This window comes from Kribbella sp. NPDC031520, from assembly GCF_055580825.1.
Genome location: NZ_JBVIKS010000001.1, coordinates 1,058,146 through 1,080,685, shown reverse-complemented (window position 1 = coordinate 1,080,685; position 22,540 = coordinate 1,058,146). Strand labels below are relative to the sequence as shown.

Annotated in this window: 35 protein-coding genes; 30 read left to right on the top strand and 5 right to left on the bottom strand. The window is 67.4% G+C overall.

Annotation, left to right across the window (positions count from 1 at the left end; genetic code table 11):
* The first annotated feature begins 49 nt into the window (after positions 1–49).
* The 26 genes from rplN to ACZ5BU_RS05270 all read left to right on the top strand — a co-directional run bounded on the left by rplN (position 50) and on the right by ACZ5BU_RS05270 (position 15,277).
* Positions 50–418 (top strand): 50S ribosomal protein L14, encoded by a 369-nt coding sequence (gene rplN / locus ACZ5BU_RS05395; protein ID WP_012923677.1) that lies wholly within the window; start codon positions 50–52, stop codon positions 416–418.
* Position 419: 1 nt separating this feature from the next.
* Complete coding sequence (gene rplX / locus ACZ5BU_RS05390) at positions 420–806, top strand: 50S ribosomal protein L24 (RefSeq protein ID WP_465695731.1); 387 nt, start codon at positions 420–422, stop codon at positions 804–806.
* Positions 806–1,378: a 50S ribosomal protein L5 gene (gene rplE, locus ACZ5BU_RS05385; RefSeq protein WP_465695730.1), complete on the top strand. Its 573-nt coding sequence runs from the start codon at positions 806–808 to the stop codon at positions 1,376–1,378. Before rplX ends, rplE begins: the two co-directional genes overlap by 1 nt.
* A 1-nt stretch (position 1,379) precedes the next feature.
* Positions 1,380–1,565 carry a type Z 30S ribosomal protein S14 gene (locus ACZ5BU_RS05380; protein WP_012923674.1) on the top strand — a complete coding sequence of 62 codons (186 nt, stop codon included), beginning with the start codon at positions 1,380–1,382 and terminating at the stop codon, positions 1,563–1,565.
* A 91-nt stretch (positions 1,566–1,656) separates the two neighbouring features.
* Positions 1,657–2,064: a 30S ribosomal protein S8 gene (rpsH, locus tag ACZ5BU_RS05375; RefSeq protein ID WP_141854799.1), complete on the top strand. Its 408-nt coding sequence runs from the start codon at positions 1,657–1,659 to the stop codon at positions 2,062–2,064.
* Positions 2,065–2,091: 27 nt separating this feature from the next.
* On the top strand, positions 2,092–2,634 hold the full coding sequence (gene rplF / locus ACZ5BU_RS05370) for a 50S ribosomal protein L6 (RefSeq protein WP_465695728.1): 543 nt from the start codon (positions 2,092–2,094) through the stop codon (positions 2,632–2,634).
* A 2-nt stretch (positions 2,635–2,636) separates the two neighbouring features.
* Positions 2,637–3,020 (top strand): 50S ribosomal protein L18, encoded by a 384-nt coding sequence (rplR, locus tag ACZ5BU_RS05365; protein ID WP_465695727.1) that lies wholly within the window; start codon positions 2,637–2,639, stop codon positions 3,018–3,020.
* 30 nt (positions 3,021–3,050) lie between these two features.
* On the top strand, positions 3,051–3,650 hold the full coding sequence (gene rpsE / locus ACZ5BU_RS05360; protein WP_141854793.1) for a 30S ribosomal protein S5: 600 nt from the start codon (positions 3,051–3,053) through the stop codon (positions 3,648–3,650).
* Positions 3,650–3,832 carry a 50S ribosomal protein L30 gene (gene rpmD / locus ACZ5BU_RS05355; protein WP_141854791.1) on the top strand — a complete coding sequence of 61 codons (183 nt, stop codon included), beginning with the start codon at positions 3,650–3,652 and terminating at the stop codon, positions 3,830–3,832. Before rpsE ends, rpmD begins: the two co-directional genes overlap by 1 nt.
* A gap of 1 nt (position 3,833) precedes the next feature.
* On the top strand, positions 3,834–4,274 hold the full coding sequence (rplO, locus tag ACZ5BU_RS05350) for a 50S ribosomal protein L15 (RefSeq protein WP_141854789.1): 441 nt from the start codon (positions 3,834–3,836) through the stop codon (positions 4,272–4,274).
* A 134-nt stretch (positions 4,275–4,408) separates the two neighbouring features.
* The gene (secY, locus tag ACZ5BU_RS05345; RefSeq protein WP_465695726.1) at positions 4,409–5,710 is read left to right on the top strand and encodes a preprotein translocase subunit SecY; all 1,302 of its coding nucleotides are present in this window, start codon (positions 4,409–4,411) and stop codon (positions 5,708–5,710) included.
* On the top strand, positions 5,710–6,282 hold the full coding sequence (locus ACZ5BU_RS05340; RefSeq protein ID WP_465695724.1) for an adenylate kinase: 573 nt from the start codon (positions 5,710–5,712) through the stop codon (positions 6,280–6,282). Before secY ends, ACZ5BU_RS05340 begins: the two co-directional genes overlap by 1 nt.
* A gap of 13 nt (positions 6,283–6,295) precedes the next feature.
* Positions 6,296–7,117, top strand: coding sequence for a type I methionyl aminopeptidase (map, locus tag ACZ5BU_RS05335; protein ID WP_465696713.1), 822 nt, complete (start codon positions 6,296–6,298; stop codon positions 7,115–7,117).
* A 68-nt stretch (positions 7,118–7,185) separates the two neighbouring features.
* The gene (locus ACZ5BU_RS05330; RefSeq protein ID WP_465695723.1) at positions 7,186–7,632 is read left to right on the top strand and encodes a DUF1707 SHOCT-like domain-containing protein; all 447 of its coding nucleotides are present in this window, start codon (positions 7,186–7,188) and stop codon (positions 7,630–7,632) included.
* The gene (locus ACZ5BU_RS05325; RefSeq protein ID WP_465695722.1) at positions 7,629–8,444 is read left to right on the top strand and encodes a type III secretion system chaperone family protein; all 816 of its coding nucleotides are present in this window, start codon (positions 7,629–7,631) and stop codon (positions 8,442–8,444) included. The genes ACZ5BU_RS05330 and ACZ5BU_RS05325 overlap by 4 nt, the downstream gene beginning before the upstream one ends.
* A 122-nt stretch (positions 8,445–8,566) precedes the next feature.
* Positions 8,567–8,788, top strand: coding sequence for a translation initiation factor IF-1 (gene infA, locus ACZ5BU_RS05320; RefSeq protein ID WP_012923661.1), 222 nt, complete (start codon positions 8,567–8,569; stop codon positions 8,786–8,788).
* A gap of 32 nt (positions 8,789–8,820) precedes the next feature.
* On the top strand, positions 8,821–8,934 hold the full coding sequence (gene rpmJ / locus ACZ5BU_RS05315; RefSeq protein WP_008361054.1) for a 50S ribosomal protein L36: 114 nt from the start codon (positions 8,821–8,823) through the stop codon (positions 8,932–8,934).
* A gap of 180 nt (positions 8,935–9,114) precedes the next feature.
* Complete coding sequence (gene rpsM / locus ACZ5BU_RS05310) at positions 9,115–9,486, top strand: 30S ribosomal protein S13 (RefSeq protein ID WP_184840609.1); 372 nt, start codon at positions 9,115–9,117, stop codon at positions 9,484–9,486.
* 38 nt (positions 9,487–9,524) lie between these two features.
* Positions 9,525–9,932: a 30S ribosomal protein S11 gene (rpsK, locus tag ACZ5BU_RS05305; protein WP_131286332.1), complete on the top strand. Its 408-nt coding sequence runs from the start codon at positions 9,525–9,527 to the stop codon at positions 9,930–9,932.
* Between the two features lie 26 nt (positions 9,933–9,958).
* Complete coding sequence (gene rpsD, locus ACZ5BU_RS05300; RefSeq protein ID WP_465695720.1) at positions 9,959–10,567, top strand: 30S ribosomal protein S4; 609 nt, start codon at positions 9,959–9,961, stop codon at positions 10,565–10,567.
* Positions 10,568–10,671: 104 nt separating this feature from the next.
* Positions 10,672–11,697, top strand: a complete 1,026-nt coding sequence (locus tag ACZ5BU_RS05295; protein ID WP_396401585.1) for a DNA-directed RNA polymerase subunit alpha — start codon at positions 10,672–10,674, stop codon at positions 11,695–11,697.
* 68 nt (positions 11,698–11,765) lie between these two features.
* Positions 11,766–12,455 carry a 50S ribosomal protein L17, sunset domain variant gene (rplQ, locus tag ACZ5BU_RS05290; RefSeq protein ID WP_465695718.1) on the top strand — a complete coding sequence of 230 codons (690 nt, stop codon included), beginning with the start codon at positions 11,766–11,768 and terminating at the stop codon, positions 12,453–12,455.
* Positions 12,456–12,525: 70 nt separating this feature from the next.
* Complete coding sequence (truA, locus tag ACZ5BU_RS05285; protein WP_465695717.1) at positions 12,526–13,338, top strand: tRNA pseudouridine(38-40) synthase TruA; 813 nt, start codon at positions 12,526–12,528, stop codon at positions 13,336–13,338.
* Complete coding sequence (locus tag ACZ5BU_RS05280; protein WP_465695716.1) at positions 13,331–13,927, top strand: class I SAM-dependent methyltransferase; 597 nt, start codon at positions 13,331–13,333, stop codon at positions 13,925–13,927. The genes truA and ACZ5BU_RS05280 overlap by 8 nt, the downstream gene beginning before the upstream one ends.
* Before the next feature lie 80 nt (positions 13,928–14,007).
* Positions 14,008–14,529: a SigE family RNA polymerase sigma factor gene (locus tag ACZ5BU_RS05275; protein ID WP_465695714.1), complete on the top strand. Its 522-nt coding sequence runs from the start codon at positions 14,008–14,010 to the stop codon at positions 14,527–14,529.
* Positions 14,522–15,277 (top strand): hypothetical protein, encoded by a 756-nt coding sequence (locus ACZ5BU_RS05270; protein ID WP_465695713.1) that lies wholly within the window; start codon positions 14,522–14,524, stop codon positions 15,275–15,277. Before ACZ5BU_RS05275 ends, ACZ5BU_RS05270 begins: the two co-directional genes overlap by 8 nt.
* Before the next feature lies 1 nt (position 15,278).
* Here the strand turns inward: ACZ5BU_RS05270 and ACZ5BU_RS05265 are convergent, their stop codons facing one another.
* Complete coding sequence (locus tag ACZ5BU_RS05265; RefSeq protein ID WP_465695712.1) at positions 15,279–15,473, bottom strand: hypothetical protein; 195 nt, start codon at positions 15,471–15,473, stop codon at positions 15,279–15,281.
* A gap of 52 nt (positions 15,474–15,525) precedes the next feature.
* Positions 15,526–15,738, bottom strand: coding sequence for a hypothetical protein (locus ACZ5BU_RS05260; protein WP_465695711.1), 213 nt, complete (start codon positions 15,736–15,738; stop codon positions 15,526–15,528).
* Between the two features lie 105 nt (positions 15,739–15,843).
* On the opposite strand from ACZ5BU_RS05260, the gene ACZ5BU_RS05255 reads away from it, so the two are divergent.
* Positions 15,844–17,526 carry an ABC-F family ATP-binding cassette domain-containing protein gene (locus ACZ5BU_RS05255; protein ID WP_465695709.1) on the top strand — a complete coding sequence of 561 codons (1,683 nt, stop codon included), beginning with the start codon at positions 15,844–15,846 and terminating at the stop codon, positions 17,524–17,526.
* On the opposite strand, the gene ACZ5BU_RS05250 is transcribed toward ACZ5BU_RS05255, so the two are convergent.
* Together ACZ5BU_RS05250 and ACZ5BU_RS05245 are read right to left on the bottom strand one after the other, a co-directional pair.
* Positions 17,523–18,503, bottom strand: a complete 981-nt coding sequence (locus ACZ5BU_RS05250; protein ID WP_465695707.1) for a glycoside hydrolase family 18 protein — start codon at positions 18,501–18,503, stop codon at positions 17,523–17,525. The two genes, ACZ5BU_RS05255 and ACZ5BU_RS05250, sit on opposite strands and share 4 nt — an antisense overlap.
* Positions 18,500–19,048, bottom strand: a complete 549-nt coding sequence (locus tag ACZ5BU_RS05245) for a TetR/AcrR family transcriptional regulator (RefSeq protein WP_465695705.1) — start codon at positions 19,046–19,048, stop codon at positions 18,500–18,502. Before ACZ5BU_RS05245 ends, ACZ5BU_RS05250 begins: the two co-directional genes overlap by 4 nt.
* Positions 19,049–19,175: 127 nt before the next feature.
* Between ACZ5BU_RS05245 and ACZ5BU_RS05240 the strand changes: the two genes are divergently transcribed.
* On the top strand, positions 19,176–19,631 hold the full coding sequence (locus ACZ5BU_RS05240; protein ID WP_465695703.1) for a nuclear transport factor 2 family protein: 456 nt from the start codon (positions 19,176–19,178) through the stop codon (positions 19,629–19,631).
* Between the two features lie 327 nt (positions 19,632–19,958).
* Here ACZ5BU_RS05240 and ACZ5BU_RS05235 read toward each other — a convergent pair whose 3' ends face one another.
* Positions 19,959–21,272: a citrate synthase gene (locus tag ACZ5BU_RS05235; protein WP_465695702.1), complete on the bottom strand. Its 1,314-nt coding sequence runs from the start codon at positions 21,270–21,272 to the stop codon at positions 19,959–19,961.
* Positions 21,273–21,532: 260 nt separating this feature from the next.
* On the opposite strand from ACZ5BU_RS05235, the gene rplM reads away from it, so the two are divergent.
* Positions 21,533–21,976, top strand: coding sequence for a 50S ribosomal protein L13 (gene rplM / locus ACZ5BU_RS05230; RefSeq protein ID WP_131286311.1), 444 nt, complete (start codon positions 21,533–21,535; stop codon positions 21,974–21,976).
* A gap of 35 nt (positions 21,977–22,011) precedes the next feature.
* On the top strand, positions 22,012–22,533 hold the full coding sequence (rpsI, locus tag ACZ5BU_RS05225; RefSeq protein WP_141854750.1) for a 30S ribosomal protein S9: 522 nt from the start codon (positions 22,012–22,014) through the stop codon (positions 22,531–22,533).
* Positions 22,534–22,540: the final 7 nt, after the last annotated feature.

The following is a 22,540-nucleotide window of genomic DNA, read 5'->3' as shown; positions in this document are numbered from 1 at the left end:
GCAAGGCTCACGTGAGTGAGAACCAGCGAGACAACCAGGAGATCAACAGATGATCCAGCAGGAGTCGCGACTGAAGGTCGCCGACAACACGGGCGCGAAGGAGATCCTTTGCATCCGCGTTCTCGGTGGCTCCGGTCGGCGCTACGCCGGTGTCGGTGACACGATCGTCGCCACCGTCAAGGACGCGATCCCCGGCGGTGGTGTGAAGAAGGGTGACGTCGTCAAGGCGGTCGTCGTGCGTACCGTGAAGGAGCGCCGGCGTCCGGACGGCTCCTACATCCGCTTCGACGAGAACGCCGCGGTGATCCTGAAGGCCGACGGCGAGCCGCGCGGCACCCGCATCTTCGGCCCGGTCGGCCGGGAGCTGCGGGAGAAGCGCTTCATGAAGATCATCTCGCTCGCACCGGAGGTGCTCTGAGATGGCCCAGCGCAAGTTGCACGTGAAGAAGGGTGACCAGGTCCGCGTGATCTCGGGTCGCTCGAAGGGCCTCGAGGGCAAGATCATCCAGGTCTTCCCGAACGACGAGAAGGTCATCGTCGAGGGCGTGAACCGGGTCAAGAAGCACACCAAGGTGCAGCAGGCCCAGCGCGGCGGCACCACCGGTGGCATCGTCACCCAGGAAGCCCCGATCCACGTCTCCAACGTGATGCTCGTGGTCGAGGTCGAGAAGGACGGCAAGAAGCAGAAGGTGACCACCCGCGTCGGCTACAACCGCGTCGAGGTGCAGAAGCGCCGTCCCGACGGTTCGACGTACACCGGTTACCGGAGCGTCCGGATCGCCCGGCGTACCGGCGAGGAGATCTGATGAGCACGGCAGTTACCGAAAGCAAGGTCGCTCCGCGGCTGAAGACGAAGTACCGCGAGGAGATCGTCGGCAAGCTGCACGAGGAGTTCAAGTACGCGAACGTCATGCAGGTGCCCGGCCTCACCAAGATCGTGGTGAACATGGGCGTCGGCGAGGCCGCGCGGGACTCCAAGCTGATCGACGGCGCGGTGAAGGACCTGGCCGCGATCACCGGCCAGAAGCCGCAGGTCACCAAGGCCCGCAAGTCGATCGCGCAGTTCAAGCTGCGTGAGGGGATGCCGATCGGCGCCCACGTGACGCTGCGCGGCGACCGGATGTGGGAGTTCCTGGACCGGCTGCTGGCGCTCGCGCTGCCCCGGATCCGCGACTTCCGCGGCCTGTCTCCGAAGCAGTTCGACGGCACCGGGAACTACACCTTCGGTCTGACCGAGCAGGTGATGTTCCACGAGATCAACCAGGACCGGATCGACCGCGTCCGGGGCATGGACATCACCGTGGTGACCACCGCGACGAACGACGACGAGGGTCGGGCCCTGCTGCGGGCGCTCGGCTTCCCGTTCAAGGAGAACTGACGTGGCGAAGACAGCACTCAAGGTCAAGCAGGCCCGGAAGCCGAAGTTCGCGGTGCGCGGTTACACCCGTTGCCAGCGCTGCGGCCGGCCGAAGGCGGTCTTCCGCAAGTTCGGCCTGTGCCGGATCTGCCTGCGGGAGATGGCGCACCGGGGCGAGCTGCCCGGTGTCACCAAGTCCAGCTGGTGACCGTCTCCACCCCCGAACTTCTCCCCATTCAAAATCTAGTCACCGTAGGTCGCCGAACGGCGAAACCACGGCGGGAAAGAGGCCCCAGGCCATGACGATGACCGACCCGATCGCAGACATGTTGACACGTCTGCGTAACGCCAACCAGGCGTACCACGAGTCGACCACGATGCCGTACAGCAAGATCAAGCAGGGCATCGCCGACATTCTCCAGCAGGAGGGCTACATCGCCTCCTACAAGGTCGAGGAGCCCAAGGAGGGCGCCGTCGGCAAGACCCTGATCGTCGACCTCAAGTTCGGCCCGAGCCGGGAGCGCTCCATCGCGGGCGTGCGCCGGATCTCGAAGCCGGGCCTGCGGGTCTACGCGAAGTCGACCAACCTGCCGAAGGTCCTCGGTGGCCTGGGCGTCGCGATCATCTCGACGTCCCAGGGACTGCTGACCGACAAGCAGGCCAAGAACAAGGGCGTTGGCGGGGAAGTCCTCGCCTACGTCTGGTGACGAAGAACCGGAAGGAGGACCACAAGAATGTCTCGCATCGGTAAGCTCCCGGTCACGGTCCCGTCCGGCGTCGACGTCACGATCGACGGCCAGACGGTCACCGTGAAGGGTCCGAAGGGTCAGCTGTCGCACGTCGTCGCTGAGCCGATCGTGGTCAACCGGGAAGAGGACGGCGCGATCGCCGTGACCCGCCCCGACGACCAGCGCAAGAGCAAGGAACTGCACGGTCTGTCCCGCACCCTGATCGCCAACCTGGTGACCGGCGTGACGGACGGCTACGAGAAGAAGCTCGAGATCGTCGGCGTTGGTTACCGGGTGATCTCCAAGGGCCCGACCCAGCTGGAGTTCTCGCTGGGGTACAGCCACACCATCACGGTGGACGCGCCGGAAGGCATCACGTTCAACGTGGAGGCGCCGACCCGGTTCTCGGTGATCGGCATCGACAAGCAGTCGGTCGGTGAGGTCGCCGCGAACATCCGCAAGCTGCGCAAGCCCGAGCCGTACAAGGGCAAGGGTGTGCGGTACGCGGGCGAGCAGGTGCGCCGCAAGGTCGGAAAGGCTGGTAAGTAACCATGGCGATCGGACTGCGGCACAACAAGCACTCCGCCAAGAAGACGGCCTCGCGTGTGCGGCGCCAGATTCGGGTCCGGAAGAAGATCAACGGCACGGCCACCCGGCCGCGGCTGGTGGTCACGAAGTCGTCGCGGCACCTGTTCGTACAGGTGATCGACGACGTCGCCGGCAAGACGCTGGTGTCCGCCTCCACCATGGAGGCCGACCTGCGCGGCGCGTCGGACAACAAGACCGACAAGGCCAAGACCGTCGGCGGGCTGATCGCCGACCGGGCCAAGGCCGCCGGCATCGACTCGGTCGTCTTCGACCGGGCCGGTAACAAGTACCACGGCCGCATCGCAGCCCTGGCCGACGCCGCCCGCGAGGGCGGGCTCGGGTTCTGACATGGCGTACACAAAGGAAGGTAGTTCGAAATGAGCGGAGGCCAGCAGCGTCGCGGAGGCGGCGCCGGTGGTGAGCGCCGTGGCCGCGACGGTGGTCGCGGTCAGCAGGCGGACAAGACCGCCTACATCGAGCGCGTGGTAGCCATCAACCGGGTCGCCAAGGTCGTGAAGGGTGGTCGGCGCTTCAGCTTCACCGCCCTTGTGGTCGTCGGTGACGGTGAAGGCACCGTCGGTGTGGGTTACGGCAAGGCCAAGGAGGTGCCCGCGGCGATCGCCAAGGGTGTCGAGGAGGCCAAGAAGGCATTCTTCAAGGTGCCGAGGATCCAGGGCACCATCCCGCACCCGGTCCAGGGTGAGAAGGCCGCTGGCGTGGTCATGCTGCGTCCGGCCGCGCCCGGTACCGGTGTGATCGCGGGCGGTTCGGCGCGCGCCGTACTGGAGTGCGCCGGGATCCACGACATCCTCAGCAAGTCGCTGGGCTCGTCCAACTCCATCAACGTGGTGCACGCCACCGTTGAGGCGCTGCGCAGCCTGGAGACCCCGGAGGCCGTGGCCGCGCGCCGTGGCCTGCCGGTCGAGGACGTCGCTCCGGCAGCCCTGCTGAAGGCGCGGGCGGAGGTGGCTTCCTGATGGCACGCCTGAAGGTGACCCAGGTCCGTTCGGGCATCGGTGGCAAGCAGAACCAGCGCGACACGCTGCGTACCCTGGGCGTCAAGCGGATCGGCGACAGCGCCGTCCACGAGGACAAGCCTGAGGTCCGGGGCATGGTGCGTGCGGTTCGCCACCTCATCACCGTCGAGGAGGTCGACTGACATGGCGCTCAAGGTTCATCACCTGCGTCCGGCGCCCGGCGCCAAGACCGCCAAGACCCGCGTGGGTCGTGGTGAGGGCAGCAAGGGCAAGACCGCCGGCCGCGGCACCAAGGGCAGCAAGGCGCGTAACAACATCCCCGAGTACTTCGAGGGTGGCCAGATGCCGCTGCACATGCGGCTCCCGAAGCTGAAGGGCTTCAAGAGCAGGAACCGGGTGGAGTTCCAGGTCGTTAACCTGGACAAGCTCGGACAACTGTTTCCCGAGGGTGGCGAGGTCGGCGTGGCCGAGCTGGTCGCCAAGGGCGCGGTCCGTCGTGGTCAGCCGGTGAAGGTGCTGGGTGACGGCGAACTGACCGTGGCACTGCAGGTCTCGGCGCACAAGTTCTCCAAGTCCGCCACGGACAAGATCCAGGCGGCCGGGGGGACCACGACCGAGGTGTGACACGAGGTCCAGGGCTCGTAACGGGCGGTGCTTGATATCCTGCGCCGGTCGGACGGGCCCTGGTTCGTCTCTTGCCCAGCGGTTAGCTAGGCCCCTGCCGTGCCCGCGGCAAGGGAAACTTGTGGGAGGACAGGGTGTTAAGCGCCTTCGCCAACGCGTTCAAGACGCCGGACCTGCGCCGGAAGATCTTGTTCGTGCTCTTCATCGTCGTGATCTTCCGGATCGGCTCCGTGGTGCCGGCTCCGGGTGTGAACGTTCAGTCGCTGCACACTTGTATCAAGATCTCCCAGGGCGGCCAGAACGCCAACCTGTACAACTTGATCAATCTGTTCTCCGGTGGCGCACTGCTGCAGCTCGCGATCTTCGCGCTCGGCATCATGCCGTACATCACCGCCAGCATCATCCTGCAGCTGCTCACCGTGGTGATCCCGCGGCTGGAGTCGCTGAAGAAGGAAGGCCAGGCGGGACAGGCCAAGATCACCCAGTACACCCGGTTCCTGACCGTGGGCCTGGCGATCCTGCAGTCGACCGCCTTCGTGGCGCTGGCCCGGACGCCGGGCCGGCTGTTCCAGGGCTGCAGCGAGCCGCTGCTCTACAAGGACGACTGGTTCACCGTCATGGTGATGGTGCTGACCATGACCGCCGGTACCGGCGTGATCATGTGGCTCGGTGAGCTGATCACCGACCGCGGCGTCGGCAACGGTATGTCGATCCTGATCTTCACCCAGATCGTCGCCACCTTCCCGACCCAGCTGTGGAGCATCCGCAAGCAGAAGGGCGTCGCCACCTTCGTCGTGGTGATCGCGATCGGTCTGGTCATCATGGCCGCGGTCATCTTCATCGAGCAGGCGCAGCGCCGGATCCCGGTCCAGTACGCCAAGCGCATGGTCGGACGGAAGATGTTCGGCGGCACCTCGACGTACATCCCGCTGAAGGTCAACCAGGCCGGCGTCATCCCGGTCATCTTCGCCTCCAGCCTGCTGTACCTCCCCGTCCTGGTCAGTCAGTTCCAGCAGGGCAAGAGCTGGTCGAACTGGATCCAAGGCAACCTGGTCAAGGGCGACCACCCGATCTACATGGTGACGTACGTCGCCCTGATCATCTTCTTCACGTACTTCTACGTCTCGATCACCTTCAACCCGAAGGAGGTCGCCGACAACATGAAGAAGTACGGCGGCTTCATCCCGGGCATCCGGGCCGGGCGGCCGACCGAGGAATATCTGAAGTACGTGTTGGACCGCATCACGCTGCCGGGCGCGATCTACCTCGCGGCGATCTCGATGATCCCGCTGGTGGCCCTCGTCCTGCTGAACGCGAGCCAGAACTTCCCGTTCGGTGGTACGTCGATCCTGATCATGGTCGGCGTCGGACTCGACACGGTGAAGCAGATCGAGAGTCAGCTGCAGCAGCGTAACTACGAAGGGTTCTTGCGCTGATGAGAATGTTGCTGATGGGTCCGCCCGGGGCGGGCAAGGGCACGCAGGCAAAGGTGCTTGCGGAACGCCTGAATATCCCGGCCGTGTCCACCGGCGACATCTTCCGTGCGAACGTGAAGGACGAGACGCCGCTCGGTGTCGAGGCGAAGCGCTACATGGACGCCGGCGACTACGTCCCGGACGAGGTCACCAACGCGATGGTCCGGGACCGGCTGTCCGAGGCCGACGCCGGTGACGGCTTCCTCCTCGACGGGTACCCGCGGACGCTGGCCCAGGTCGGCACGCTGGACGAGATCCTCGCCGACCACGGCCACAAGCTGGACGCCGTGGTGGCGCTGGTCGCCGATATCGACGTACTGGTCGGCCGGATGCTCAAGCGGGCCCAGACCGACGGCCGTACGGACGATTCCGAAGAGGTCATCCGGCACCGCCAGGACGTGTACGTCGCCGAGACCAAGCCACTCCTGCAGGTGTACGCCGAGCGCGGCCTGCTGGTCGAGGTGGACGGCGTCGGCGAGATCGACGAGGTCAGCGAACGCGTCCTCGCCGCACTCAAGTCGATCACGGAGTAACGGCAAGAACGTGATGTTCAGGGACCGCGGTATCGAGATCAAGACCCGCGAGCAGATTCTGGCGATGCGCAAGGCCGGCCTGGTGGTCGGCCGCACGCTGGAGCTGCTCCGCGGAACGGTGCGGGCCGGGATCAGTACCGCCGAGCTGGACGCGATCGCCGAGGACAACATCCGGTCCTCCGGCGCGGTCCCGTCGTTCAAGGGGTACCACGGGTTCACCGGCTCGATCTGCGCGTCGGTGAACGACGAGATCGTGCACGGCATCCCGGGCGGCCGGGTGCTCGCCGACGGTGACCTGATCTCGATCGACTGCGGTGCGATCGTCGACGGCTGGCACGGCGACGCGGCGATCACGGTCGGCGTCGGTGAGGTCGCCGACGAGCTGCTCGAGCTGGCCCGGGTCTGCGAGGAGTCGATGTGGCGCGGGTTCGCCGCCGCCCGGCTCGGTGGCCGGCTGTCCGACATCTCGGCCGCGGTCGAGGCGCACGTCCGCGCGAACTCGTCGTACGGGATCGTCGAGGACTTCGTCGGGCACGGGATCGGCTCGGCCATGCACCAGCCGCCGAACGTGCCGAACTTCGGCCGTCCCGGCCGCGGGCCGAAGCTGGTCGAGGGGATGGCGCTGGCGGTCGAGCCGATGCTGACCCTCGGCAAGCAGGACAACCACACGCTCGAGGACGACTGGACGGTCGTTACCGACGACGGCGAGGCCGCCGCTCACACCGAGCACACGTTCACTCTCACTCCGCAAGGCCCGTGGGTGCTGACCGCCCTCGACGGCGGCGAGGCGAAGCTCGCCGAACTCGGCATCGAGTTCGGGCCGCTCGCCGACTGATCGACGGACCTCTTGGGTCCACCCGTTGGGGGACGCGGGGGGAACCGGAGCTGAGGCACACTTGAGACATGCCTCAGTACCAGCCGTACCAGCGATTCACCGAAGCCGACCGCGACAAGATCGCCGGCCGGTTGCGGGACGCGTTCGCGGACGGCCGGCTGGACCAGCCCGAGTTCTCGTCCCGGCTCGACCAGCTCTACGCCGTGCAGACGTACGGCGAGCTCGAGCCGCTGGTGCGTGACCTGCCGCCGGTGCAGACGTACCAGACGCCCGAGGTGGTCAAGGACACCAAGCCCGCGCCGGAGCCGGGCAGCTTCCCGGAGCGCAAGCGCGAGAACCACCCGCACCGCCGCGGTAACGCGGTCGGCGGCTTCACCGGCGTGGTGCTGATCAACGTGGTGATCTGGTTCGTGATCGGGCTCGGCAACGGCGGTCACTGGCCGCACTTCTGGCCGGTCTGGCTGCTGATCCCGTGGGCGATCATCGCCCTCGGCGGTCTCGGCAGGCGCCGTTGACCGCGCCCCCGGTCAGTCGCGACGCGGCAGGCCCGCGGTTGCGGGCGGATCTGGCGTGGCAGTTGCACCAGGGGACCGCGATCGTCTACGTGATCTGGTTCGTGGTCGCCGTACCGCTGGCGATCGCCGGGCTGTTGCTGGAGCCGCGGTGGGTGGGGTGGGTGCTGCTCGCCTGGTTCCTGGCGCTGGTGGTGTTCACCGTGGCGCTCCGGATCGGTGACGGCCGGCGGCGGCGCGAGTGGGTGGACACGGCCGGGCAGCTGGGCTGGCGGGTGAGCGCTTCCGGGGACGAGCTGCTGGACCGTTGGCCGTTCCCACCTTTCGACGCCGACCCGAAGGCCGGCGTCGTCGACGTCACGTCCGGCCGGCACCGCGGGCGGGAGTTCTGGACCGGGAGGTTCCGGCACAAGGTACGGCGGCGCGAGCTCGGCTTCGACTTCCTCGACCTGCAGGTGGATCGGCCGTTGCCGCCGCTGCAGGTACTGCCCACCGGCCTCGCGCCGGTCGCGGCGGCCAGCCTGCTTCCGCTGCCGGTCGAGGTCGACGGGCTGAAGACGCGGTACCGGTTGTACAACGGACGCGAGGACCACGCGCGGGCGGTGCTGCACCCGCGGGCGGTGGAGGCGCTGGCCGGCGTACCCCCGTTCGGCTTCAGCTGCGAGGGGCGGCGGTTCGTCGCGATCCTTCCCGCGTACCGCGAGTCCGGTACCGCCCTGGCGCAGCTCGACGCGGCCTGCGACCTGCTCGACCTGATGCCCGAACAGGTCTGGCGCGCCGGCGAACAGTGGGCCGCCGGCCGTAACCCTGAGTAGCGCGCGGGGGAGCCGGAGAGTACCCGCTGAGGGCTCGATTGGGATGATGGCCGCGCGTGGCGTACACTTTTTCCTTGGCTCTTTGTAGCCATAGCCAGTCACGTCTACAGAAGTGCGAGGACATGCCCAAAAAAGAGGGAGTTATCGAACTCGAGGGCACCATCGTCGAGGCCCTGCCGAACGCGATGTTCCGTGTTGAGCTGTCCAACGGGCACAAGGTGCTCGCGCACATCAGCGGCAAGATGAGGCAGCACTACATCCGGATCCTCCCCGAGGACCGGGTCGTCGTGGAGCTGTCGCCGTACGACCTCACCCGGGGTCGCATCGTCTATCGGTACAAGTAACACCACCAACACCTGTCGAAGAAAGTAGCTCGATGAAGGTCAACCCGAGCGTCAAGAAGATCTGCGACAAGTGCAAGGTGATCCGCCGGCACGGCCGGGTCATGGTGATCTGCGAGAACCCGCGGCACAAGCAGCGGCAGGGCTGACAAGCCTCTTGCAGTAACACAGCACTTTCGCACCACAGCGCGCATGCTCATCCGGCACCGGAACCACGCCGGATGTCGCCCCCGGAACAGAGGCCGGGGCCTTGCCGGTGACGAACTCACCGAGGCGGGCAAGGACGCAGCGCGCCACCACACCTCTGCCGACGAAAGGAACACCGCCACATGGCACGCCTCGTTGGAGTGGACCTGCCGCGCGACAAGCGCATCGAGGTCGCTCTCACGTACATCTTCGGTGTGGGCCGCACACGCGCCCACGAAACGCTGAAGAACACCGGGGTCTCCCCGGACAAGCGCGTCCACGAGCTGGGCGACGACGAGCTGGTCAAGCTCCGGGACTGGATCGAAGGCAACTACAAGATCGAAGGTGACCTCCGTCGCGAGGTGACCGCGGACATCCGCCGCAAGATCGAGATCGGGTCGTACCAGGGTCGCCGGCACCGCAGCGGGCTTCCGGTGCGCGGTCAGCGCACGCGGACCAACGCCCGTAGCCGCAAGGGTCGCCGTAAGGCGATCGCCGGCAAGAAGAAGAAGTGACCCGGATGACTTACGACCAGCCCAGGAGCAACTGACCTATGCCTCCCAAGAGCCGCACGGCGGCCGGCGCGAAGAAGGTGCGCCGCAAGGAGAAGAAGAACGTGGCCGCCGGCCACGCGCACATCAAGAGCACGTTCAACAACACGATCGTGACGATCACCGACCCGACCGGCGCGGTCATCTCGTGGGCCTCCGCGGGCACCGTCGGCTTCAAGGGTTCGCGCAAGTCGACCCCGTTCGCCGCGCAGATGGCCGCCGAGGCCGCCGGGCGCCGCGCGATGGAGCACGGCATGCGCAAGATCGACGTGTTCGTCAAGGGTCCCGGCTCCGGCCGTGAGACCGCGATCCGTTCGCTGGGTGCGGTCGGCCTCGAGGTCGGCACCATCCAGGACGTCACCCCAGTCGCCCACAACGGATGCCGCCCGCCGAAGCGGCGCCGGGTCTGACCCCAGAGAGAGGAAGGTAGCGAACCATGGCCCGTTACACCGGACCTATGACCAAGAAGTCGCGCCGTCTCGGGGTCGACCTCGTCGGTGGCGACAAGGCGTTCGAGCGTCGTCCGTACCCGCCGGGTATGCACGGCCGCGGCCGCCCGAAGGAGAGCGAGTACCTGCTCCAGCTGCGCGAGAAGCAGAAGGCGCGTTACTCGTACGGCGTTCTCGAGAAGCAGTTCCGCCGGTACTACGAGGAGGCCTCGCGGCGCTCCGGCAAGACCGGTGACAACCTGCTGCAGATCCTCGAGTCCCGCCTGGACAACGTGGTCTACCGCTCCGGCCTGGCCCGGACCCGCCGGCAGGCCCGTCAGCTCGTCGTCCACGGTCACTTCACCGTGAACGGCGTCAAGGTGAACATCCCGTCGTACCGCGTCGCTGCCCACGACATCATCGATGTCAAGCAGAAGTCGGTCGAGACGACGCCGTTCATCATCGCCCGGGAGACGCACTCCGAGCGCGTCGTACCGGCTTGGCTCGAGGTGATGCCGGAGCGTCTGCGGATCCTCGTCCACCAGCTGCCGACCCGGCAGCAGATCGACACCCAGGTCGCCGAGCACCTGATCGTCGAGCTCTACTCGAAGAACTGACCGCGCGCCGGCCGGTGGCCCCCGGGCTGCCGGCCGGTCCGGTGCGTTCTTCACCCCCTCGCGACCTCAAATAGTGGTCGTCGCGACGAAAGAAGGAACCAGAAGTGCTTATCGCACAGCGCCCCACCCTGACCGAAGAGGTCGTCGACGAGTACCGCTCGCGGTTCGTGATCGAGCCGCTGGAGCCGGGCTTCGGCTACACCCTCGGCAACTCGATCCGCCGGACCCTGCTGTCCTCCATCCCCGGTGCCGCCGTCACCAGCATCAAGATCGACGGTGTCCTGCACGAGTTCTCGACCGTTGCCGGGGTCAAGGAAGACGCCACCCAGCTGATCCTGAACCTGAAGGACCTGGTCGTCTCCTCCGAGCACGACGAGCCGGTCACCATGTACCTGCGCAAGCAGGGCCCCGGTGACGTCACCGCCGCCGACATCGCGCCGCCGGCCGGTGTCGAGGTGCACAACCCGGACCTGAAGATCGCCACCCTGAACGAGAAGGGCCGGCTCGAGATGGAGCTGGTCGTCGAGCGGGGCCGCGGCTACGTGTCCGCCGTACAGAACAAGTCCGCCGACGCCGAGATCGGCCGGATGCCGGTCGACTCGATCTACTCGCCGGTCCTCAAGGTCACCTACAAGGTCGAGGCCACGCGTGTCGAGCAGCGTACCGACTTCGACCGGCTCGTGGTCGACGTCGAGACCAAGCCGTCGATGCTGCCCCGCGACGCCGTCGCGTCGGCCGGTAAGACCCTGGTCGAGCTGTTCGGTCTGGCCCGCGAGCTGAACGTCGAGGCCGAGGGCATCGACATCGGCCCGTCGCCGGTGGACGAGCAGATGGCCGCCGACCTGGCGCTGCCGGTCGAGGACCTGCAGCTGACCGTCCGGTCGTACAACTGCCTGAAGCGCGAGGGCATCCACACCGTGGGTGAGCTGATCTCGCGCAGCGAGCAGGACCTGCTGGACATCCGGAACTTCGGTTCCAAGTCCATCGACGAGGTCAAGCTGAAGCTGGCCGAGATGAGCCTGTCGCTGAAGGACTCGCCTCCTGGCTTCGACCTCCGCGCCGCGTCCGGTGCCTACGGCAACGAGGCGGACGACGAGGACGAGAGCTTCGCCGAGACCGAGCAGTACTGAGCTGACCAAGGCCCGTCGGGCCCTACACCCCTTCGGCCCGACGGGCCTTAGATTCCTGGAGTTATGAGATGCCAACCCCCACCAAGGGTGCCCGGCTGGGCGGCAGCCCGGCGCACGAGAAGCTGATCCTCAGCAACCTCGCGACGTCGCTGTTCGAGCACGGCGCCATCACCACCACCGCGGCCAAGGCCAAGCGCCTGCAGCCGCTGGCGGAGCAGATGATCACCAAGGCCAAGCGTGGTGACCTGAACTCGCGCCGCCAGGTGATGAAGCGGATCAAGGACAAGAGCGTCGTGCACGTGCTCTTCACCGAGATCGGTGAGCGGTACGCGGACCGCCAGGGTGGCTACACCCGGATCACCAAGCTCGGCCCGCGTAAGGGCGACAACGCCCCGATGGTGAAGATCGAGCTGGTCGAGGCGCTGTCCGAATCGCCGAAGGCGAAGAAGACCGCGGCCAAGAAGGCCCCGGCGAAGAAGGCCGCCGCGCCGAAGGCCGAGGAGAAGGCCGACGAGCCGAAGGACGAAAAGGTCCAGGACGTCGTGGCCGGCAAGTTCGACAACTCCGCCGCGCCGCTCGAGGACGGCTCCGTCCCCGAGGGCTTCACCGTCAAGGGCAACGAGAACTCGATGAAGTACCACACCACCGAGTCGCCGTGGTACGACCAGACGGTCGCCGAGGTCTGGTTCAAGACCGAGGCAGATGCCGAGGCCGCAGGCTTCACCAAGGCCGGCGAGACCGAGGACGACGACAAGTAAGCACTCCTTCAGTGCTCCTCAGGGCCCCCTCACCGCACGGTGAGGGGGCCCTGTTGCGTTAGATTGCCGTGTGCGTTGGCGGATAGACCTCAGGTACGACGGAACGGGCTTCCACGGCTGGGCCCGTCAAGAGGGACTCCGTACGGTGCAGGGCACGCTGGAGGAGGCCGTCCGCGTCGTACTGCGGCTGCCGGAGCCGCTGACCGTGACTTGTGCCGGCCGGACCGACACAGGCGTGCATGCTCGCGGTCAGGTCACCCATCTGGACGTTGAAGGCGCTGTAGACCCGCTGAGGCTCCTGAGAGGGCTGAACGGCGTCCTGCCCGAGGACGTAGCTGTCACAGCCGTCACGGCGGCTCCAGAGGGCTTTGACGCCAGGTTTTCCGCTCTCGCCCGGCGGTACGTGTACCGGCTGTGCGACGACCCGGCCGGGTGGGATCCGCTGACTCGGGGACATGTGCTTCGGGTGGGGCGACCGCTCGATGTGGATCGGATGAACGCGGCCGCGGCGGGGCTGCTCGGGGAGCATGATTTCGCGGCGTTCTGCAAGAAGCGGGAGGGCGCCAGTACGGTACGGGCGCTGCTGGAGTTCTCGTGGCAGCGGACCGGTGTGGGGCAGCTGGAGGGGACTGTGATCGCGGACGCGTTCTGCCACTCGATGGTGCGGGCTCTTGTCGGTTCGATGATCCCCGTGGGCGACGGACGGCGGGACGTGGCTTGGCCGGCCGCAGTACTGGCTGGGAAGGTGCGGGACTCGGCGGTGTCGGTGCTGCCGGCGCACGGGCTGACGCTGGAGGAAGTGCGTTATCCGGCGGACGAAGAGCTGGCGGCGCGGGCGTTGCAGGCCCGGCAGGTGCGTGGGGAGGTACATCAGCGTGGGTGACCACTTCTTCTCGGCAGAGCCTGCTTCTGCAGACGTACGACGTACCGTCGAGGCACAGATCTGGGGCAAGCCGTACGTCTTCACAACGGCCACCGGGGTGTTCTCCCGGGACCGGTTGGACATCGGTACGTCGGTCCTGCTGCGCTCGGTGGAACCGCCGAGCGCGGCGGGGACGTTCCTCGACCTGGGGTGTGGCTACGGGCCGATCGCTTGCGCACTGGCCGTCGAGGCGCCGGCCGCGACCGTGTGGGCCGTCGACGTGAACAACCGCGCCCTGGAGCTCACCCAGCTGAACGGTGAGGCCGCGGGCGTTTCGGATCGGGTGCGGGTGGCCCTGCCGGACGACGTACCCGCTGAGCTGCGGTTCGACCAGATCTGGTCCAACCCAGCCATCCACATCGGCAAACCAGAACTCCACAAGATGTTGCTCCGGTGGCTGGACCGCCTGGGCCCCGACGGCGTCGCGTGGTTCGTCGTGGGGAAGAACCTGGGCGGCGACTCGTTGCAGCGCTGGATGACCGACCAGGGCTACCCGTGCGAGCGAGTAGGCAGCGCCAAGGGCTTCCGCGTCCTACGAGCCACCCGCTGACCTGCCCGAGCCGTCAGACTGGGCACCACAGCTGCAACGAACACGGGTTCATCGCCGTCCTGAGGGATATGGAGGCAGCCTTGGCGGCAGCGGAGGTGCGGGTCGAGCCGCTCGACTTCGAGGTGTGGGTCACCGAGAAGGCCGATGCGTTGCTGCGGTTCGCCTATGTGCTGACCGGCGACTCCAACCTGGCCGAGGACGCCGTCCAGGACGCCCTGACGACCGCTTGTGCCCGCTGGGGCCGGGTGAGCCGCGCTGACGACCCAGAGGCGTACGTGAAGCGGATGGTGGTCAACGCGCACATCTCCTGGTGGCGCAGGTTCCGGCGACGGGAGGCACCGGTCGACGACCCGGTACGTACCGCCCGTGCGGTTCCGGACGGTACGGCCGCACGCGCGGAGGCCGACGCGGTCTGGGACCTCTGCGCGACATTGCCGGACAAGCAGCGCGCTGCCGTTGTACTGCGGTTCTACGAGGAGCTGTCGTACGCCGAGATCGCCCAGCTGCTGCACTGCGCGGAGGCGACGGCAAGGTCTCACGTACACCGCGCGCTGGCGTCGCTGAAAACCACTCTGAGTACGGAAGGAGCCGAGGATGCCTGAGCAAGACCCTGAGCAGGAGCTCGGCCCCAAGATCAGTGCCGCACTGCAGGACCACGCCGGCCTGACAGGACTGCAGAAGACCGGACTCGCGAGCGAGGCACGTCGCCGCGTGCACAAGCGCCGGCAGGCGTGGTCTGTGGCTGCTGGCGCGGTACTGGTGGCTGCTGCCGTCGGTGGCGTGTGGGGGATCGTTGGTGGTGGGTCACCTGTCAGCACGAGCCAGGGCGACGCTGCTTCTGCTCCTTCTGCCGCATCGAACAAGAGCGGGGAAGGCATCGCACCGAAGACCCAGCAGACTGGCTGCGCGCCGCAGGCCGCGATCACCCAAGCACAGTCCCCGAACGCCTTGCCGCCTGGTACTGGCCTCGACTTGAACACTCCGGTGACCGGTCTGCGCGCTTGCCGCTACAACATGGCCAGCGGCGCGGTCATTGGCCAGCAGGTCTTCGATGCTGCTGTGGCTCAGCAGGTAGTGGACGCGATCAAGGTCCTACCAGAACGCAACCCGGCCCTACCGGTCTTCAAGTGCGCTCCCCAGACCGCCAAGCCCGCCGAGGCGATCGCCCTGCGCTTCACCACTGCGGACGGCACTCGCGAAGTCTGGGTCCAGTACGACGGCTGCGACTCCCCAGGCTTCTTCACGGGGAGCAAGGTCTACGGCCTGTACTCCGCTCCACTGAAGCTGTTCATGGTCGGCGACGTCCGCCCAACCGGCGGTACGTACCTGAACGCCCTGAAGGACTGGTAGCTCAGTCGACCTGTCGGGCGGCGCGACGCTCGCGATGCACGTCGAGTGGCCGCACGTTGTCGGGCCGCTGATCGGAGGTTGTCTGCACGCCTCGGCTGCCGGCCCCGGTGAAGTGGCCCAGGAACCGTTGCAGATCGGCGATGTCATCGGCGACGCCGGGCCGTTCCGGTCCGTCGGTGTCGTGCTGCCCGTCCATCCGCACCCCTTCCTCACGTGTGCTGATCTTCACTCACGACCAGGCCGGGGCGTTACCCGGGTGGAGGCTGCTCGACCGTTGCCAGCACCCGGAGCAGGTGTGCCATCAGCCGCGCGACCACGGCCTGCTGCTTGGGCCGCAGATCGTCCATCAGCGCCCGGAGCCGCTTCACAGCGTCCATCAGCTCGTACCACCTGGCCGGTCCGATGGTACGAGAGCTCAAGGCGTCGTCGTACACCCTCTGCGCCTCACTCAGGGCGTCCATCCGCGGCTCTCCTCACTCTCGGACCCAGCCGATCATCACCTGTCGAAGGGTCGCCGCGACGATAACGGTTCGCCCGGATCAGGTGCGGCCCGTCAGACTGGGGGAATGGGTCATGTGGACGTCGCCGGTGTGGGTTACGAGTTGCCGGACGGCAGGGTGTTGCTGGACGACATCACGTTCCGGGTCGGCGACGGCGCGAAGGTCGCGCTGGTCGGCGCGAACGGGTCCGGGAAGACCACGCTGACCCGGATCATCGCCGGCGACCTGAAACCGCACAGCGGCAGCATCTCGCGGTCCGGCGGGCTCGGCGTGATGCGGCAGTTCGTCGGTTCCGTGCGGGACGAGTCGACCGTACGGGACCTGCTGCTCGGCGTCGCGCCGGAGGCGATCCAGCAGGCCGCGGCCAAGCTGGACAAGGCCGAGCTGGCGATGATGGAGGCCGACGACGAGAAGACCCAGCTCAAGTACGCACAGGCCGTCGCGGACTGGGGCGAGGTCGGCGGGTACGACGCCGAGGTGCTCTGGGATGTCTGTACGACGTCCGCGCTGGGCATCCCGTTCGACCGCTGCCGCTGGCGTGAGGTGAAGACCCTGTCCGGCGGTGAGCAGAAGCGCCTGGTGCTGGAGGCCCTGCTGCGCGGGCCGGATCAGGTGCTGATGCTGGACGAGCCCGACAACTACCTGGACGTACCAGGGAAGCGCTGGCTCGAGGAGCAGCTGCGGAACTCCGACAAGACCGTTCTGTACATCAGCCACGACCGGGAGCTCCTCGCCAACACTGCTACCCGCATCGTGACGGTAGAGCTCGGTGCAGCCGGTAACAGCGCGTGGACGCACGGCGGAGGCTTCTCGACGTACCACGAGGCCCGGCAGCATCGTTTCGAGCGTTTTGAAGAGCTACGCAAGCGCTGGGACGAGGAGCACGCCAAGCTGCGCGCGCAGATGCTGATGTACAAGCAGAAGGCGGCGTACAACTCCGACATGGCTTCGCGGTACCGGGCCGCGCAGACCCGGCTGCGCAAGTTCGAGGAGGCCGGTCCGCCGCAGGCGCTCCCGCGCGAGCAGAAGGTCAGCATGCGGCTGACCGGCGGCCGTACGGGCAAGCGGGCGGTCGTGTGCACCGAGCTCGAGCTGACCGGTCTGATGAAACCCTTCGACCTCGAGGTCTGGTACGGCGAACGCGTGGCCGTGCTGGGTTCGAACGGGTCCGGCAAGTCGCACTTCCTCCGGCTGCTCGCGAACGGTGGCTCTGATCCGGACGTGGAGCACCAGCCGATCGGCGACGTCAAGATCACACCTGTGGCGCACACGGGCAACGCGAAGCTCGGGGCGCGGGTGCGGCCGGGCTGGTTCGCGCAGACGCATGAGCATCCGGAGCTGGTCGGGCGGACGTTGCTGGAGATCCTGCACCGCGGTGACGACCACCGTGAGGGCATGGGCCGTGAGCTGGCGTCACGGAAGCTCGACCGGTACGAGCTGGCTCACGCAGCCGAGCAGACCTTTGACAGCCTGTCGGGCGGTCAGCAGGCCCGGTTCCAGATCCTCCTGCTGGAGTTGTCCGGTGCAACGCTGCTGCTGCTCGACGAGCCCACCGACAACCTGGACGTCGAGTCGGCCGAGGCGCTGGAGGAGGGCCTGGACTCCTTCGACGGCACGGTCCTCGCCGTCACCCACGACCGCTGGTTCGCCCGCGGCTTCGACCGATTCCTGGTCTTCGGCGCGGACGGCTCGGTCTACGAACCGGACGAGCCGGTCTGGGACGAAGGCCGCGTGGACCGCGCCCGCTAAGGCTGCAGGCACCAGCCGTCGCGGTAGGCCGTCCAGTCGTCGTCGCTGGCCGCGAAGTCGACGTACAGGGCCAGGCCGAAGTTCTGACGGGGTGAGTCGCCCAAGCCGAGCCGTGCGCCGCGCACTGCCGCGGCCACGGTCTCTGCGTGACCCCAGTGGGCCGCGTTGTTCTCCCAGTACGCCGGGAGGCCTATCAGCAGGTCCGTGGTCGGGGGAGTGACCTCCAGCGCCAGCCTGGTCTGCTTGGCGACGTAGCCGCCGTACAGGGACTCCAGTGGCATGGCGGTGTCGTACGACATCACGGCGATCTGGTTGACGCGTTCGGCGACCTGGCCGAAGTAGTCCTGCGACCACCACTTCCCGATCGGGATCGCGTGCAGGTACCAGAGCGGGTCGAGCTGCGCCGCCGCGACCGACAACCTCGTACCGAGGGCGCGTGTCTCGTCGAGCACTGCCAGGTACCCCTTCGAGCCGGACTGCACCGGTTCGAAGTCGTAGTGGATGCCCTGGAACCCCTGCTGCAGGACGGCTTTCGCCGATGCGACCACCTGCTGCCGGACGGCTGGATCGTCGAGGTCCATCCCGGGATCCTTCCCCGGCCGTACGACGTCACCCAGCCAGGCGTGCACCCGTACGCCGGGCGCCGCCGCTCGGATCGCGTCCACGAACCACCGCGCCTTCGGTGAAACCTTTGCCAACGGCAACGAGCCGTCGTGCTCCAGCGGCCCGGTGTGGACGTACAGGTCGCGGATCCCGGTGCCGTGCAGGCGCTGCGCCAGGGCGGTCACGTCGGCGGCGGTCTTCCGGCCGTCGACCCAGGCGTGTCCGAGCCACAGCGCGTCCTGGTTCCGGGTCCGGGCGGTCGGGTCACCGGAATACTGCGCGCGGAGCGAGATCGCGTACGTCCCGAGCGGTGCGGCAATCAGTACGACTACTGTCAGTGCCAGCGTGACCAGGACCCGGCGCGGGCGTTTCACCCGCGCGGTTTGAGGCCGTCGTACACCAGGGCGAGCATCCGGTCGCGGGTCTCGGGGGTCAGGTTCGCCGCGGTCGCGCCGCGGGACGCGCCGATCAGCAGCGCGTACACCTCGGGGAACTCCGCGTCGGTCCGGACCGCGCCGGCCTTCTGTGCCGCGATGAGCAGCCCGTCGAACGCCTCCCGCATCCCGCGACCGGCCGCGCGTGCCTCCTCACCGGCGGCCGCACCGGACGCCGTCAGCGCCTCGGCGATCGCCAGCTTCGACGCCGACTCGGACACCACCTGCGTGAAGAACACGTAGAACGCCGCCCCCGGATCGGCGCTGCCGGCGAGCTCGCGGGCCCGGTCCCGCAGCCGTTCGAGCCGCAGCGTCAGCACCGCCTCGAGCAGCTCGGTCTTGGTCGCGAAGTGCCGGAACACCGTCGCGATCCCCACCCCGGCCAGCTTCGCCACGTCGTCGGTGGACGCACCCGGCGACCGCCCGAAGACGTCGTCCGCGGCCGTCATGATCCTGGCCCGGTTGTCCCGTGCGTCTGCTCGCACCCCAGCTCCCCTCCGTCGCCCCGCTCTCAGCCTAGAAGACGCCCCGACCAGGCGTCCGGTTGTAAACGAAGTCGCAACTCCATATATTTGATAGTCATCACTCCGTTTATCTCCTGTGAGGAATCCGATGACTCCTGAAGAGGTCTTCCTGAAGCTGGTGCACGGCGTCGCCGACCGCGACTTCGCCGTACTGCCGGACCTGTACGCCGAGCAGACCGACGTACGGCACCCGATGAGCCCGTACGGCGACCACCCGCTGCTCACCCGGGACGCGCTCCGCGAACACTTCGGCGGCGTCGGCCCGCGGGTCACCGAGGTGGTCCGCTTCCAGCCGGACAACATCCGGGTGCACCGGACCGCCGACCCGGAAGTGATCGTCGCCGAGTTCGAGTACGCCGGCACGATCCTCGCGACCGGCGAGTCGTTCCGGGTGCCGGCGATCTTCGTACTGCGCGTCCGCGACGGCCTGATCGTCGAGTCCCGCGACTACATCCACCACCTGGCGATGATCCGCGCCCGCGGCCAGCTCGACGAACTCGTCGCGTACCTCAAGGAACCGGAAGGCACACCAGCCGCGTCCTAGTCCGCAGAGGCGCCGGATGGCCCCGGACCGAGGCAACAAGCCCGCCCGGGGCCATCTCCAATTGGCCGCCTTCGGCGGGGTGCGCGGCCCGCGGAGACGCGCGCAGGTGGTCGGCGCCGGGTGCTGCCGTGGTCGGGGTGCTGGCGTTCGGGGTGTGGAGACACCTCGTGGGGACTGACGATAGGCAATTACCTGTGCCCAGTCCCCAGGAGGTCTTCCCAGTCCAAAGGTGGCGCCCCGACTGTCGCCGCGAAGTGGCGTGCGCAAACGGACAGCCGCCGCGAAACGGGTTGTTTCGCGGCGGCTGGTGTCGAGGCTACGTGCGGGTCAGCGGTCGCCCATTGGGACGTACTGGACGCCGCGGGCGCCGGTGTAGATCTGTTTGGGGCGGGCGATCTTCTGGTCGGTGTCGCCGAGCATCTCGAGCCACTGGGCGAGCCAGCCGGAGGTGCGCGGGATCGCGAACAGGACGGTGAACATCTCCGGCGGGAACTGCAGCGCCTCGTAGATCAGGCCGGAGTAGAAGTCGACGTTCGGGTAGAGCTTGCGGGAGACGAAGTACTCGTCCTCGAGCGCGATCTTCTCCAGCTCGACGGCGATCTTCAGCAGCGGGTTGATGCCGGTGACCTCGAAGACATCGTCCGCGGCCCGCTTGATGATCTTCGCGCGCGGGTCGTAGTTCTTGTAGACCCGGTGGCCGAAGCCCATCAGCCGCTCTTCGCCGTTCTTCACGCCCTCGATGAAGGCCGGCACGTTGTCGACGGTGCCGATCCGGCGGAGCATCTTCAGCACCGCCTCGTTGGCGCCGCCGTGCAGCGGGCCGTACAGCGCCGCGATGCCACCGGTGACCGCGCTGTACGGGTCGACCTGGGTGGAACCGATCGCCCGGACCGCGTTGGTGGAGGCGTTCTGCTCGTGGTCGGCGTGCAGGATGAAGAGGATCTCCAGCGCCCGCACCAGCCGGTCGTCGGCGGCGTACTTCGGCTCGCTCATCTTGAACAGCATCGACAGGAAGTTCGCCGCGTAGCTGAGCTCGTTGTCCGGGTAGACGTACGGCTTGCCTTGAGCGTGGCGGAAGGCGAACGCGCCCAGCGTCGGCATCTTCGCGATCAGCCGGCGGATCTGCAGCGCCCGCGACTCCTCGTTGAAGATCTCCCGCGACTCCGGGTAGAAGGTGGACAGCGCGCCGACCGACGCGAGCAGCATGCCCATCGGGTGGGCGTCGTACCGGAAGCCCTGCATGAAGGTCTTCAGGTTCTCGTGCACGAACGTGTGATACGTCACGTCGTGCGCCCAGGCCTCGTACTCCGCCTTGTTCGGCAGCGAGCCGTTCACCAGCAGGTACGCGACCTCGAGGTAGTTCGACTGCTCGGCGAGCTGCTCGATCGGGTACCCGCGGTACTCGAGGATGCCCTTGTCGCCGTCGATGAAGGTGACGGAGGACCGGGTGGACGCGGTGTTGACGAAGCCCGGGTCGTAGGTGGCCAGGCCACCGTCGCCGTCGGTTGCACTGATCTGCTTGAGATCTGCGGCACGGATGGTGCCATCGGTGATGGCAAGGTCGTAGTCCTTGCCGGTCCGGTTGTCCCGGACGGTGAGCGACTGTTCGGTCACGATGCCCTCTTCGGAAGCTGGCGTCATCGCCTGGATGAATGAGGGTAGATCAGCCGGCGGGACGCGGGTCTGGACTGCAATCTTCACCGCTAAACTAGTGCGGTCCTCAGCTCGTTCCAAGCCGGGGTGGGTTCGGCGGGTCAGCTCACTTTGACCCGCGCCCGCCGTCGCCGGTATTCTGGGCTGCTGTTGTGCGTATCAGGTCCAGTACAGACGTCTGTCTTGTCGGCTGACCGCTCGCCGACGTCCAGTTCTAGTCAATCTCTGAGAAACGAAGGTCAACGACCGTGCGCACGTACAGCCCGAAGCCTGCTGACGTCACTCGCGAGTGGCACGTGATCGACGCCACCGACGTCACGCTCGGTCGGCTCGCCGTCCAGATCGCAACCCTGCTGCGCGGCAAGCACAAGCCGACGTTCGCCCCGCACGTTGACGGTGGCGACTTCGTCGTCGTCGTCAACGCCTCCAAGGTGGCCCTGTCCGGCACCAAGCGGACCGACAAGCTGGCCTACCGCCACTCGGGGCACCCGGGTGGTCTGACCGCGACGCCGATCGGCGAGATCCTCGACAAGGACCCGCGCAAGGCCGTCGAGAAGGCCGTCTGGGGCATGCTGCCGAAGAACCGCCTGAGCCGGAAGCTGCTCACCAAGCTGAAGGTGTACGCCGGTCCGGAGCACCCGCACACGGCCCAGCAGCCGAAGCCGTTCGAGATCACCCAGATCGCCCAGTAAGCGATCGACGAACCAGGTAAACGAGGATTCACAGCGTGAGCGACATCACCACCGAGACCGAAGAGTTCGACCCCGAGGTCCCCATCGACAGCGAGGGCCCGGTCGCCTACACCTCCGAGACCAACCCGGCTCCGGAGCAGCGCGCCGAGACGGGTCGCGTCGCGGTCATCAACCCGGCCGGCGCCACTGGTCGCCGCAAGGAGGCCGTCGCCCGCGTGCGGATCGTCCCGGGCACCGGCAAGTGGAAGATCAACGGGAAGGACCTCGACGTCTACTTCCCGAACAAGGTCCACCAGCAGCACGTGAACGAGCCGTTCGTCGTCGCGGGCCTCGAGGGCTCGTACGACGTGATCGCCCGGATCAACGGCGGCGGCATCACCGGCCAGGCCGGTGCGCTGCAGCTCGGCGTGGCCCGCTGCCTGAACGCGGCGGACCTCGAGGCGAACCGCCCGGGTCTGAAGAAGGCCGGTCTGCTCACCCGCGACGCGCGGATCAAGGAGCGGAAGAAGGCCGGTCTCAAGAAGGCCCGTAAGGCGCCTCAGTACAGCAAGCGCTGATCACCTG